Raw genomic sequence first — 12,603 nt, forward strand, 5'->3', positions numbered from 1 at the left:
TGTGAGAGTATGAACCGATAGTAACATTATCGCCATTTGCGGGGACACCGGAGGGAGACCAACATGCCGCATTTGACCAAAGATTTGTATTACATCCTATCCAAGTCTTCTCTGCAGCATGACTCGTATTCGGAGAGATGAAAAAAAGCCCAGCAAAGAAAAAGATAAAAAGAAATGATTTCACCAATAGAGATTTTTTAGAAAAAATCATTTCCGTAAATTATACCACAGGGTATTTGACAGATGGGAGATATATCCTGTATACTGTGGACAACAGTTCGCCTTCCGGCGGGCTTCTTTTTTACCCAAAAGGGCAAAAATCATACAAATTATCAATTTAAAAGAAAAAGCATGTTTGATCTTAAAATAATCAATTCAGTCATTGACCAGCTCGGCGAAGAGCGTGGCATTCCGAAAGATAAACTCATCGAAGCGATCGAGGTTGCTTTGGCGACTGCCTACAAAAAAGAGTACGGGAAAAAGGGACAGATTGTCCGCGCAAAATTTGATTTGAACAGCGGAAAAGTAGAATTCCTGCAAGTGAAAATTGTTGTTGATCCAGAAAAAGTTATCTTCCCTGAAGAAGAGGAAGGCGAATCAAAAGTAGAAGAAGGAGTAGAGGATGACAGAATCCGATTCAATCCAGAACATCACATTCTCCTCGCTGATGCGAAGAAAATAAAAAAAGACGCACAAGTTGAAGAAGAAATCGTTTTCCCACTCGAATCAAAAGATGATTACGGACGAATCTCTGCGCAGACCGCAAAACAGGTCATCATCCAGAAGATCCGCGAAGCGGAAAAAACTGGAGTACTCGCAGAATATGGCAAACGAGAAGGAGAAATCGTTTCCGGAACAGTACAAAGAGTAGAGCGAGGAAATATCTTCATTGATATGGGGCGAACTACTGCAGTTTTGCCATACGAAGAGCAAATTCCTGGAGAACGCTACCAGCAAGGCGAAAGAGTACGAGGATACCTCTACAAAGTAGAAGACAACACCAAAGGAGTATTCCTTCGGATTTCTCGCGCACATCCTAAATTTTTGGAAAAGCTTTTTGCTGTCGAAGCGCCTGAAATCGCAAACGGAACTGTTGAAGTGAAAGCGGTCGCTCGAGAAGCGGGCTCGCGAACGAAAATCGCTGTCTCCTCAAAAGATGAGCACGTCGATCCAGTTGGTTCTCTTGTCGGACAGCGAGGAGTACGCGTCTCGACTGTTATGTCTGAACTCGGCGGAGAAAAAATAGACATTATAGAGTGGTCAGCAGATCCAAAAAGATTTATCGAAGACGCGCTTTCTCCTGCAAAAATTTTGAAAGTGCAAATCGATGAAAAGGAAAGAAAAGCGACCGTTGAAGTCGCATCTGATCAGCAATCGCTCGCTATCGGAAAAGGAGGACAAAACGTCCGCCTCGCCGCAAAATTGACCGGATGGAAAATTGACATTCAATCTGCAAAAGGCGAATCTATTGCAGAAGCAGAGCCGGAAATAGTAAAATCATAAGCATTATTTTTTAGAAATTAATAATTAGGAATTTAATTTTATGAGTTCATATCTATGGTTTGCTCTCGGTAGTGCAGTATTAGCTCTTGTATACGGTCTTCTTCTTATCCAATCGATCCTCAAGAAAGATGCCGGCTCTCCCCGAATGCAGGAGATCGCCAAGGCAATTCAGGACGGCGCGAAGGCATATCTTAATAGACAGTATCGAACGATTGCCATTATTGCGATTATTCTTTTTGTTGTGCTTCTTTTTGTTACTGGCGTAAATACAGCTATCGCATTTCTCGTAGGAGCGATTCTTTCAGGTGCAGCGGGATACATCGGCATGAACGTTTCGGTGCGAGCAAATGTGCGCACAGCAGAAGCAGCAAAAAAAGGAATGAAAGAGGCATTGAAACTTGCTTTTCAGGGAGGTTCTGTCACCGGACTTCTCGTTGTCGGTCTTGCCCTTCTCGGAGTTGCTGGATTTTATGCCCTCACTCATGACGTAAAAGCACTCATTGGATTCGGATTCGGAGCTTCGCTTATTTCTGTATTTGCCCGGCTCGGCGGAGGAATTTTTACCAAAGCTGCGGACGTCGGAGCAGACCTCGTTGGAAAAATTGAAGCAGGAATTCCAGAAGACGATCCTCGTAATCCTGGGGTAATCGCAGACAACGTCGGCGACAACGTCGGCGATTGCGCGGGAATGGCAGCAGATCTTTTCGAAACATACGCCGTGACTTCTGTTGCGACAATTCTTCTCGGTTCTCTCATCTTCGACAGTTTTGAAAACGCAATCATCTATCCGCTTGTTCTTGGAGGAATCGCAATCATCGCATCGATCATCGGAACATTTTTCGTCCGCCTCGGAAAAACAGAGAACATTATGGGAGCTCTCTACAAAGGACTCATCGCTTCGGGAGTAATTTCTGCTATAGCATTTTATCCTGCGACAAAAATGCTCATGGCAGGAACTAGCTACGGTACGATGAATCTCTATCTCGCATCTCTCGTAGGACTCGCTGTAACAGCGCTTCTTGTTGTTATCACTGAATATTACACTTCGACAAAATACGCTCCAGTGCAGTCAATCGCAAAGGCATCTGTATCAGGACATGGCACAAATGTCATCCAAGGACTTGCGGTTTCGATGAAATCTACGCTCTTCCCTCTTCTTACAATTGTCGGCGGAATTTTGCTCGCATATCACTTCGCAGAACTGTATGGAATCGCTATCGCGACTATGAGTATGCTCTCAATGGCGGGAATTATTGTAGCGATCGATTCATACGGACCAATTACTGACAACGCCGGAGGAATTGCAGAGATGGCAGACCTTCCAGAAAATGTACGGGAAATTACTGACGCACTCGATGCTGTCGGGAACACAACAAAAGCGGTTACCAAAGGATACGCGATCGGTTCCGCTGGACTCGCCGCACTCGTTTTGTTTGCGTCATACACTCAAGAATTCACGAGCCTCAATCACAGATTGGCGTTTGATCTTGGAAATGTAAAAGTTATTGTCGGCCTCTTTATCGGAGGACTTCTTCCCTACTATTTCGCAGCGCTATCTATGGAAGCTGTCGGCAAGACCGCAGGAGAAGTGGTGACAGAAGTGAGACGACAATTCCGGGAGATAAAGGGCATTATGCAAGGAACGGCAAAGCCGGATTACGCTCGATGTGTTGATATCGTAACCAAAGCGGCGATCAAACAAATGATCATTCCTGCGCTCATTCCTGTTATTGTTCCTCTTCTTGTCGGATTTATCTTGGGCCCAATTGCTCTTGGAGGACTTCTTGTCGGGTCTATCATTACCGGACTTTTCGTCGCAATCTCGATGACTTCTGGAGGCGGAGCATGGGACAATGCCAAGAAATACATTGAGAAAGGAAATTACGGAGGCAAAGGCGGAGATGCTCATAAGGCTGCTGTCACTGGAGATACTGTGGGAGATCCGTACAAAGATACTGCGGGACCAGCGATCAATCCGATGATCAAGATCCTCAACATTGTCGCTCTTATTATCGTTCCGATTCTCGTAAAAATGTTTTTGAAGTAAATTAAGATCAAAGCCGCGCCCTGTAAACAGGGCGCGGCTTTGTGTATAATAAAATTATGGAAGAAAGTGCAGATATTGAAACACAGGTTCAGAAACCGAAAAGAAAAGCTGTCGGAGCGTTTATCGGAATCATTGTTATCCTTATTGTCATTCTCGTCGGAGGAATCTTGTACCTTCGAGCGAAAATCCATGAACGACAAAACTATATTCAAAGCGGGAGCTTAGGAATCAACTAAGAAAAAAAAACCGCCAACTAGCGGTTTTTTTCTTATCGCCAAGAAGGAAACCAAAATCTGAGATTCTGAGCATGCTCTGACAAAGGAGTCCCGTAGGTAAGTGGCGCAAAAAAGAGAAAGAACGCGAGCGAGAGAGCCACGAGAACGATGAAGAGAGTTTTTCTCAGTCGTCGATTTTCGATTGAATCTACAAGAAACACCATAATAAGTATCGAAAAGATAAGCGCCGTGAAATAGTGGTACAAAAACATTACTCGAGTAATGAACATAAACGGCAAAAGATTTACAAGATATCCAATACCGAGAAAGGCGATAATTTCGAGCTTTGGTTTATATTTTCTAAAATGAAGAAGCAAAGAAGAGAAAAGAAGCCAAACAGATAAAAGTCCTCCCCAATACAAAACTGGATTCCCGATGAGATAAATTTTCGCTTCAGTGCCGGGGACATCTCCGGCATGATTCCAATAATAGATAGGACGGAGCATAAGAGGCCAACTCCACCACTTGCTTCCGTAAGGGTGAGTGAGAGATGGGGAATTGGCTGTATACATCACCTTGTTGAGCTCGAGAAATCTTGAAAGAAAACTCGGCGCAGGTTCTTTCCCGGCGTACTGGCTTCCGACAAGCGTTCCTTGAAAAGCCGTAGTCAAAAAAGCATCGCCCGTGCCTGATTTATTCAAAAGAAGAAAATGAACCTCAAAGATCGCCATATAGAGAAGCACCGGAATGATGCAAAAAGAAACTGCCTTGATTATCCATCCTTTAAGTGAAACTTTATTTCGAATTCCATTCCAGAGCTCCCAGAGAATCACTAGCCCGAGAAAAGAAAGTCCGGTCCATTTTATGGAAAAGGCGCAGGCAAGGCTGGCTCCGGAAACAAAGGAAAGCCACATAAGTTTTTTCTCGCGAGCAATGATAGAAAGTAAAATTCCAAGAAATCCAAAAAGCAAAAGTAAGCTGTCGAGAAGAATGAATCTCGATTGAACAAGGAGCGAATTCTCAAGAATCATAAGAAGTCCTGCTACAAATGATGCTGTTTTAGAAAAATGAAGCCGGAGACAGAGAAAATAAATAATGATCGGCAAAAGGACCCCCGCAAGCACAGGAAGGAGACGCAGCCACAGAAAGCTTGAATCTGGGAAATTCTGGCCGATCGATGCGAAACTAAAACCCGGCTGATAGCCCCCGATCCAACCAAAAAAAGTGATGAGAAGCTTCGCCAAAGGCGGGTGAAGATCGAAAAAGAAATCTCCGGTAAAATAATCCGTTGCGAATTTTCCAAAATGCACTTCATCAAACACCACTTCTTTCGGATAACCGAAGAGGGTGAAGTGGCTCACGAGACTAAGTACGAGAAGAGTGATCCACCCATGCCGAGAGAGAAAATTTTCAATCCTTTCCATATAAAGAAGAATCTTACTACGAGGGTCGACAAAATCAAAATTAAAGGCTAGACTCTGACGCATTATGGCTCATACGAAAAATATAAAAATCACCAAACTTCCCCACTCGATAGTGGAAATCGAGGGAGAAATCCCTGCTGAAGTACTCCTTACCCACAGAAAGGAGGCGCTCGCAGATTTAAGTAAAAACGTAAAACTCGACGGCTTCAGACAGGGACACATTCCAGAAACCGTTCTTGTTTCAAAACTCGGAGAGGTTACTATCCTTGAGGAAGCAGCAGAAATCGCCCTCCAGCATGAATATGTCAGTATCGTCGATGAACACAAACTTGAAGTCATTGGCAAACCAGAAGTCATCCTCACAAAAATCGCCCCAGGAAGCGATGCCGGTTTCAAGATCAAAGCAACTGTCATTCCAGAAATTGTCATGGGTGACTACAAAAAAATCGCCAACAAGGAGATGAAAAAGAAAGAGGATAAGATTGAAGTTACAGAAAAAGATATTGATGATGTCATTGAGGAGGTCCGCAAACTCCATATGAAACATGGGAACGGCGACCCCATCAGAACTAACAGCGACAAGTCGCCTACTTCTAACGGGGCAGGACACGAAGAAGACCATTCAAAACATGAACATATCCTTCCGGAATTCAATGACGAATTCGTAAAGAAACTCGGCGAGTTTGAAAATGTTGCAGACTTCAGAGCAAAAGCAAAAAAGAATCTCGAAGAGGAGCGGAAACAGAAAGCAAAAGACAAGCGCCGAACACAGATCATCGACGCCATCCTTGAAAGCACGAAAATTGACCTGCCGGAAATTCTCGTCAAAAGCGAGCTCGACCGGATGAAAGCGCGATTTGAAGACGAACTTGCTCATGCGGGGCTTTCATTTCCTGATTACCTGAAGCATATTAAGAAAACAGAGGAAGAGATCGCAAAAGAATGGAGACCAAGCGCTGAAAACCACGCGAAGACGGAACTTATCTTGAGCGAGATCGCCAGGAAAGAAAAAATTATTCCAACAAAAGAGGAAGTCGATGCGGAATCAAAAGCTCTCATGGAACACTATCAGCATGTCGAGCCGGAACGAGTACGAGCGTATGTGACAATGCTCCTCATGAACGAAAAAGTTATTGCATTTCTCGAAGACGAAGGAGGAAAATAATTACTGCTGAATAACTACCTCCAAAGGAATGTGGGCGACTGGACGAAAATCCTGCTCGCCCATTTCTTTTACTTTTACCACGAGAAAATGATCTCCGCCTCCTTTGGTATGAATTTCTCCAAAAAGTAACCGAGTGCGAATTCGGCGGTGCTCGTTTTTCATTTCAAAATTATATGGGAAAGTGTTGATCACTTCTCCATTCGGACCGTACAAATCAACCGCGACATCTGCCTTAAGTTCTGCTCCTGAAACATTCCGCCTCCAAAGCGAGACAATTTCGAGAGGAATGCCAATCACCACATCAGGTTTTATCTCTGAAGAAAGTCCGCCGTCATATTGCACCAATTTAGGATCTCTTTTCAAAGTCACCCGCTCAATCACATTCGAGAGGCTTATGTTATTGGTCTGCGGATCAATATTAGAAGAACGGCAAAGGATTGACCAGACGTGAGTAACTGAAGGAGAGAATTTTTCTTTTTTGGAAATTATAGCAACTTTTTCAATCTTCTTTCCAATTTTTAAAGCCTTTTTTGCCTTTGGTTTTGCGATTTTCTTTTTCATAAAAAGATTATAACAGAAATAATGTTGACACCACGAGAGATGCGGTTTCTGCTCGCAAAACCTGCTCGCCCAGAGAGAGAACCGATGCTTTTTTATCCCGAAACATCTTCAATTCCCTTTCGCTCCAACCTCCTTCGGGGCCGATAAAGAGTTTAAAAATATCGCCTTGTAATTTGAAATCGTTTAAAGGAGTTCCTGAAAAATCGAAGGCGATAATTTCTCCGGATGTGGACGAAAGAGCACTCTCCAATTTCATAACCTCATGAAGTTCCGGTAAAATTCCCCGCCCTGATTGCTCCGACGCCTCTTGAATGATTTTCTTCGCGCGCTCAATATTCAGAGATTTTTTCTCGCTTCTCTCCGAAAGTATCGGAATAAAATGAGTCACACCTATTTCCGTTCCCTTCTCGAGCACCCATTCGAATTTATCTTTTTTAATGAGCGAAGCGAATAAATATATTTCCCGTTTTTGGACATTTTTTACCTTTTGCGAACCGACAATTTTAAAATTCAAATTCCCCTCTTCAAAAGAGGTGATGACGGCCTCAAATTCGAAGCCGGAATTGTCGAGAAGAAGCACTGACGCCCCAATCTGAAATCGAAAAACATCTTTGAGCTGATGATGGAGCTCGCGATTTCGAATCCGTATCGAATCCTTCCCCAGGAGCTTTTCTTCAATGAAAAATCGGTGCAAGCGCATGGCTACTACCATAGCGTATTTCCTTATAAAAAAACAGACCTCTCGCAAAGTCTGTTTCAATTCCGTGGACAACGAGCGTTTCCGGAACCGACCGCACATTTTCCTCCGGCGGACCCGGAGTCATAATCCAATACTCCATTTCAGATCCGCTCTCACTCGGCGACTCATAAATGAGTCCGAAGGTCTCATCGTTCAATTTTCGAAGAACCGGGTATTCAGGCACGTAGGCGTTACGAAGAGTATCTTCCTCCCCCGGTTTCTGCGCGGGGAAAAAGAAAGAACACTCCTGCAACGCCCCCGGCTTTCGGGAAGAAAGAAAAGAATCTTCCTTGATCCTGCACCAGCCGATAATTCTCGGCGATGGCCCGATAAGAATCAGCGCGCCTTTGGATGCCGAGACCGGAGAGTGGGACGACTTCGAAACCGGCCGAGACCGTCCTTCTCTCATCAAAAGAACAACCACGCACACCAGACAGTACATCCACATCACCCGCACAATCCACTTCTTCCATCGAGTCTCCATGATCACTACCTCCTTGGAAAAGCACCAATGCTAGTTGACCAACCCCAAAGACAGTATTCACAGAAAATTGCACTATGTCAAAGACTCTTCCCTTCTCTTTTTTTTGCTTTACCCCGGCACCAACTCGGAAAAACTTGAAAAAAGTTGGTGCCGGGGTATACTGGCACTGTTACTCATAAATACACCTTTTATGTCCATACTAATCCCCACTGTTATTGAAAAGACCTCAATGGGCGAACGAGCCTATGATATTTATTCGCGACTTCTCAAAGAGCGTATCATTTTCCTCGGCGGGCCTATCGAAGATACAGTAGCAAATATCGTCATTGCCCAGCTTCTCTTCCTCGAATCAGAAGACCCCAAAAAAGATGTCCAGCTCTATATCAATTCTCCCGGAGGTTCTGTCACGGCGACGCTCGCAATGCTCGACACTATGAACCACATCAAGCCTGACGTTTCGACGGTCTGTGTAGGAATGGCGGCATCTGGTGCAGCAGTGCTTCTCTCTGCCGGAGCAAAAGGAAAGAGATTTACTCTTCCAAATGCTGAAGTGATGATCCATCAGCCATGGGGAGGAGCAGAGGGACGAGCTTCCGATATTGAAATCACGGCAAAACATATTTTGAAAACCCGGGCGAATCTAAACAGGATTCTTGCAAAAAATACCGGGAAGCCGTTAGCGCAAGTCGAAAAAGACGTCGATCGAGACTATTTCATGTCAGCAGAAGAGGCGAAAAAATACGGAGTGGTAGATAAAATCTACGAACCAACGAAAGCCTCGGATAAATAGAGCGGCCAAGAGCCCCCCACTTGCATGCAAGTGGGGGGCTCTTTCTTAATTAGACAAAAAAGCGAAATCTTGTATGATAAAGCTATAGTCATTTATTCATTATTCACGATTTCGTTTTTTTATTAAGACTTAGAGTATTCAAAGGAGACAAATTGTCAAAAACCCTTATGTTAAGCCGTTCTACAAGCAATCTCTCACTGTATAAAGTCTAGAAGGAGGCGAAATCTTTCGCACCATGTCATTAAAAATAGCATTTCTCCTCGCGAGCATAGCCGGCGTCGTGGGAGTTCTCATCGGGTATTATCTCCGGCTCATCATCTCTTTGGGGAAGAAGGGATCGGTGGAACTTGAAGTCAAAAATCTTCTCCTCGAAGCAAAAGAAAGCGCAAAGAAGATAACCGTCGAAGCAGAAACGAAAGCTGCAGAGACAATGAAAGAGCTCCGCCTCGATATGAAGGAACGGGAAGACAAAATAAAGTCGACAGAAGACAGACTCATCAAAAAAGAAGATACGCTCGACAAGCGCCAGATGGATATCGACAAGGAAGTCGAATCTATCAAAGCAAAGATCGTCGAGATCAAAGATATAAAGGATAAGACAGAAAAAATCCAAGAGGCAAAACGAGGAGAGCTCGAGAAAATCGCCCGACTTTCTACAGAAGACGCGAAAAAAGAACTTCTTGATATTGTCGAGAAACAATCGGAAGAAGACATCATGGTCCGGATGAAAAAGCTCGAGACGACCGGACAAGAAAAACTTGAATCAAAAGCGAAAGACATTCTTTCAACAACCATTCAGCGTCTGGCTGCAAGCGTTTCTTCCGACATGCTCTCGACAAGCGTTGCCATCCCCTCGGATGAGATCAAAGGAAAGATCATCGGAAAAGAAGGACGAAATATCAAGACATTTGAGCGAGCTTCCGGAGTTGAAGTTATCGTTGATGATACTCCAGGAGCAATTACTATTTCCTCATTTGATCCGATTCGGCGCCAAGTCGCGAAGTTAGCCCTCGAGAACCTCATTCTCGACGGAAGAATCCAGCCTGCAAAGATCGAGGAGATGGTAGAAAAAGCGAAACTGGAAATCAACAAAATCATCAAAGAGAAGGGTGAGCAAGCTGCGTACGAATGCGGAGTGTTTAATCTTGACCCTCGCATCATTTCCATCCTTGGACGACTCTATTTCAGAACAAGTTACGGCCAAAATGTGCTCCAACACTCGATTGAAATGTCTCATATCGGAGGAATGCTCGCAGAAGAGCTTGGCGCAAATGTAAACATTGCGAAAGCAGGATGTCTCCTTCACGACATTGGAAAAGCGGTAGACCATGAAGTGACCGGTACTCACGTCGAGATCGGACGAAGAATTCTCCAGAAATTCGGCGCTGATCCTCTCATTGTGAAAGCGATGGAAGCGCATCATGGAGAATATCCATACGAAACAATTGAATCTGTCATCGTCCAGACAGCAGATGCTATCTCTGGTGGACGCCCAGGAGCACGACGAGACTCTGTCGAGAACTACTTGAAACGATTGGGAGACCTAGAAGCTATCGCGAATAGCTTTAAAGGCGTTGAAAAGTCATATGCTCTTCAGGCAGGACGAGAAATACGAATATTCGTCACTCCGGCTGATGTCACGGACGTAGAAGCTAAAACTATGGCTCGGGATATAGCCGTTCGAATAGAAAACGAGCTCCGCTACCCAGGAGAAATCAAGGTAAATGTCATCCGGGAATCACGTTCTATTGAATTTGCGAGGTAATTTAGAAGAAAAAAGCTAAAAGACCCCCGAATTCCGCTAGCGGAATTCGGGGGTCTTGCCTTTTCTTACCATTTGTAGCCAGATTTTAGCTGCCTTGCATTGAAAAAGCCCTGTAATATAATGGGAAAGTACATTACAGGAAGGAGAAACAACACTTTTCTCCGAGAAAAATAAATAAGGTCGATTTAGCAGATTTAACATAATAGAATTTAGGAATTTGGATGAAATTCGAGACGCGAGTGAGTGAGAAGCGATGGGTATCGCTTCGCAAGACCTTGAGCGTTTTGTAATCAAAATGCGAAAGGTGTACAGCTCCTGTAAGGAGTTGCGACAAGACAAGACTTTCGACGAAGAAGTTCGCCAAATTCGTAAATTATAAACATATGAATAAAGCAGGAATAGTAGATATGGTCCACATGAAGCTCGGCACCACAAAAGTACAAGCAGAACAGCTCGTTGATACGATGCTCGATGGCATTGTAGGTTCTCTCAAGAAAGGAGAAGAAGTTTCTATAGCAGGTCTTGGTATCTTTTCAGTAAAACAGCGAGCAGCTAGACAAGCTCGAAACCCTCGAACTGGCGAATCTATCCAGGTTGCAGCGATGAAGGTTCCGAAATTCCGCGCAGCTAAAGCTTTGAAGGATGCCGTTAAATAAGACTTCTGTCTTTATTTAAACAAAAAAACCGCTTTAGGGCGGTTTTTTTGTTTGAGTAAAATAAGAGAGCGCGTTGAGATATCTCAACGCGCTCTTGCTCTAATACAATTCTTTCACCTTGCGAGGAGTGAACCTGTCATTCGCATAATACACTTCCGGAGAAAAATTGGGCTTTTTCCGAAATTTTTCAAACTCACGAAAACCACATCCCGCTCGCGTCGTCTCCTTAAGTACAAATTTCACCAGCTCATGTGGGCTAAGCCAGCAAGTTTGATCAGCATCGGTATCAGTGAAAACAAATGAGCGAGTGATGAGCTCATGCGGACAAAGTACCGAAGAAATATTGAAGACGAGCATGGAAAGCTCTTTTTGCCGCTTCACCTCTCGTCTCATATACCCCTTCACCTTTTCCATTGTCTTGCACCAAGATTGATGCACGAGCGGATAATACTTGTCGGACATGCCTCCAAACAAGATGCATGCCGTTTTCCCCCGCCAATATGTATGCAGATTAGTTGTCGCATTCACAAAGGCATCGAAAGTGAGCTTTGTAACCTCATCGTTCACGCCGTCACCGTCCCGGTCATTTTCTACCGTAATCACCCCTTTGTGATTTACTTCAAACGGGAAAAGTCCGATTGCGTGTACATAGACGATTTCATCTACCCCATAATCCATATGCCGGAATAAAGACGAGTAATCGTTCTCTCTTCCGATCGAACAGATCAGCGTACGGAGAGGCAACTTTCCGTTTCGGAGAAAATCTTTTACTGGTCGCGCCTTGCGACTGATGCCGTAAACAACGGTATTCTCATCGTGAGCATACTCCGCAAGAAGTGCGCTCCCAATGGCGCCAGTAACTCCAGAGATAACAACAATTCTTTTTTTCATTTCTTCTTCTCCTTTGCACAAATGATCGAGATCTCGAAGGGCGCGAAACAAATGCCAAGTGTCCACCTGAAATCCGATGAATCCCGAAGGGCATCAGGAAATGAAAAGGCGAAAACATACGGTAGAGCTAGCGCGATGAGCATAGTAAAGAAGACAAGAAACTTCCAATACCAACGCTCGTTCACCTCCGAAAAGTGTTTATAGTTAAGCCAGCAAAGAACCAGCTCAACCACGTAGACAGCAACCAAAACAACGAGCAGTTCTTCTTTATTCATGTTTTGCCCCCTTTCTGTTTTGAACCATTTTCTCCATTACCCCATTGGCAAGGATTTGTTTTCAATGTCCGAACCGTAGCTACTGTAG

13 protein-coding genes and 1 pseudogene are annotated in these 12,603 nt (G+C 44.2%); 7 read left to right on the forward strand and 7 right to left on the reverse strand.

Annotated elements, in window-relative coordinates; all coding sequences use genetic code 11:
- A partial coding sequence (locus tag PHS53_01310; protein MDD5356771.1) for a hypothetical protein occupies positions 1–211 on the reverse strand: 211 nt, incomplete at its 3' end.
- A 140-nt stretch (positions 212–351) separates the two neighbouring features.
- Between PHS53_01310 and nusA the strand changes: the two genes are divergently transcribed.
- From nusA to PHS53_01325, 3 genes are read left to right on the forward strand one after another with little or no spacing between them, the layout of a single operon-like run.
- Positions 352–1,503 (forward strand): transcription termination factor NusA, encoded by a 1,152-nt coding sequence (gene nusA / locus PHS53_01315; protein MDD5356772.1) that lies wholly within the window; start codon positions 352–354, stop codon positions 1,501–1,503.
- A gap of 40 nt (positions 1,504–1,543) precedes the next feature.
- Positions 1,544–3,550, forward strand: coding sequence for a sodium-translocating pyrophosphatase (locus PHS53_01320; GenBank protein MDD5356773.1), 2,007 nt, complete (start codon positions 1,544–1,546; stop codon positions 3,548–3,550).
- A 56-nt stretch (positions 3,551–3,606) separates the two neighbouring features.
- Positions 3,607–3,786: a hypothetical protein gene (locus tag PHS53_01325; GenBank protein ID MDD5356774.1), complete on the forward strand. Its 180-nt coding sequence runs from the start codon at positions 3,607–3,609 to the stop codon at positions 3,784–3,786.
- A 32-nt stretch (positions 3,787–3,818) separates the two neighbouring features.
- Here PHS53_01325 and PHS53_01330 read toward each other — a convergent pair whose 3' ends face one another.
- The gene (locus tag PHS53_01330) at positions 3,819–5,189 is read right to left on the reverse strand and encodes a phospholipid carrier-dependent glycosyltransferase (GenBank protein MDD5356775.1); all 1,371 of its coding nucleotides are present in this window, start codon (positions 5,187–5,189) and stop codon (positions 3,819–3,821) included.
- Positions 5,190–5,253: 64 nt separating this feature from the next.
- Between PHS53_01330 and PHS53_01335 the strand changes: the two genes are divergently transcribed.
- Complete coding sequence (locus PHS53_01335; GenBank protein ID MDD5356776.1) at positions 5,254–6,354, forward strand: trigger factor; 1,101 nt, start codon at positions 5,254–5,256, stop codon at positions 6,352–6,354.
- On the opposite strand, the gene PHS53_01340 is transcribed toward PHS53_01335, so the two are convergent.
- Genes PHS53_01340 through PHS53_01350 form a run of 3 tightly spaced genes read right to left on the reverse strand, consistent with a single transcriptional unit; the run spans position 6,355 to position 8,138 of the window.
- Entirely contained in the window at positions 6,355–6,915 is a 561-nt protein-coding gene (locus PHS53_01340; GenBank protein MDD5356777.1) for a hypothetical protein, read from the reverse strand.
- Positions 6,916–6,922: 7 nt separating this feature from the next.
- Positions 6,923–7,627, reverse strand: a complete 705-nt coding sequence (locus tag PHS53_01345; GenBank protein ID MDD5356778.1) for an RsmE family RNA methyltransferase — start codon at positions 7,625–7,627, stop codon at positions 6,923–6,925.
- Positions 7,590–8,138, reverse strand: a complete 549-nt coding sequence (locus PHS53_01350) for a hypothetical protein (GenBank protein MDD5356779.1) — start codon at positions 8,136–8,138, stop codon at positions 7,590–7,592. The genes PHS53_01345 and PHS53_01350 overlap by 38 nt, the downstream gene beginning before the upstream one ends.
- Before the next feature lie 190 nt (positions 8,139–8,328).
- Between PHS53_01350 and clpP the strand changes: the two genes are divergently transcribed.
- The 3 genes and pseudogenes from clpP (at position 8,329) to PHS53_01365 (ending at position 11,349) form a co-directional block, all read left to right on the forward strand.
- Positions 8,329–8,928, forward strand: coding sequence for an ATP-dependent Clp endopeptidase proteolytic subunit ClpP (gene clpP / locus PHS53_01355; protein MDD5356780.1), 600 nt, complete (start codon positions 8,329–8,331; stop codon positions 8,926–8,928).
- Positions 8,929–9,163: 235 nt separating this feature from the next.
- A complete protein-coding gene (gene rny / locus PHS53_01360; protein ID MDD5356781.1) occupies positions 9,164–10,693 on the forward strand; it encodes a ribonuclease Y in 1,530 nt (509 codons plus the stop codon).
- Between the two features lie 356 nt (positions 10,694–11,049).
- Positions 11,050–11,349, forward strand: a pseudogene (locus PHS53_01365) (HU family DNA-binding protein).
- Between the two features lie 99 nt (positions 11,350–11,448).
- On the opposite strand, the gene PHS53_01370 reads toward PHS53_01365, so the two are convergent.
- A complete protein-coding gene (locus PHS53_01370) occupies positions 11,449–12,240 on the reverse strand; it encodes a hypothetical protein (protein MDD5356782.1) in 792 nt (263 codons plus the stop codon).
- Complete coding sequence (locus PHS53_01375; protein MDD5356783.1) at positions 12,237–12,515, reverse strand: hypothetical protein; 279 nt, start codon at positions 12,513–12,515, stop codon at positions 12,237–12,239. Before PHS53_01375 ends, PHS53_01370 begins: the two co-directional genes overlap by 4 nt.
- Positions 12,516–12,603 lie beyond the last annotated feature (88 nt).

This window comes from Candidatus Paceibacterota bacterium, assembly GCA_028714635.1.
In the GTDB taxonomy this organism is placed as follows: domain Bacteria; phylum Patescibacteriota; class Minisyncoccia; order Phycocordibacterales; family JAQTLZ01; genus JAQTLZ01.

Bases quoted from the DNA above. Each gene is read 5' to 3' on its own strand.
- PHS53_01375 (MDD5356783.1), bottom strand. From the start codon at position 12,515: ATGAATAAAGAAGAACTGCTCGTTGTTTTGGTTGCTGTCTACGTGGTT.
- PHS53_01335 (MDD5356776.1), top strand. From the start codon at position 5,254: ATGGCTCATACGAAAAATATAAAAATCACCAAACTTCCCCACTCGATA.
- PHS53_01325 (MDD5356774.1), top strand. From the start codon at position 3,607: ATGGAAGAAAGTGCAGATATTGAAACACAGGTTCAGAAACCGAAAAGA.
- PHS53_01370 (MDD5356782.1), bottom strand. From the start codon at position 12,240: ATGAAAAAAAGAATTGTTGTTATCTCTGGAGTTACTGGCGCCATTGGG.
- PHS53_01350 (MDD5356779.1), bottom strand. From the start codon at position 8,138: ATGGAGACTCGATGGAAGAAGTGGATTGTGCGGGTGATGTGGATGTAC.
- nusA (MDD5356772.1), top strand. From the start codon at position 352: ATGTTTGATCTTAAAATAATCAATTCAGTCATTGACCAGCTCGGCGAA.
- PHS53_01330 (MDD5356775.1), bottom strand. From the start codon at position 5,189: ATGGAAAGGATTGAAAATTTTCTCTCTCGGCATGGGTGGATCACTCTT.
- PHS53_01345 (MDD5356778.1), bottom strand. From the start codon at position 7,627: ATGGTAGTAGCCATGCGCTTGCACCGATTTTTCATTGAAGAAAAGCTC.
- PHS53_01320 (MDD5356773.1), top strand. From the start codon at position 1,544: ATGAGTTCATATCTATGGTTTGCTCTCGGTAGTGCAGTATTAGCTCTT.
- PHS53_01340 (MDD5356777.1), bottom strand. From the start codon at position 6,915: ATGAAAAAGAAAATCGCAAAACCAAAGGCAAAAAAGGCTTTAAAAATT.
- clpP (MDD5356780.1), top strand. From the start codon at position 8,329: ATGTCCATACTAATCCCCACTGTTATTGAAAAGACCTCAATGGGCGAA.
- rny (MDD5356781.1), top strand. From the start codon at position 9,164: ATGTCATTAAAAATAGCATTTCTCCTCGCGAGCATAGCCGGCGTCGTG.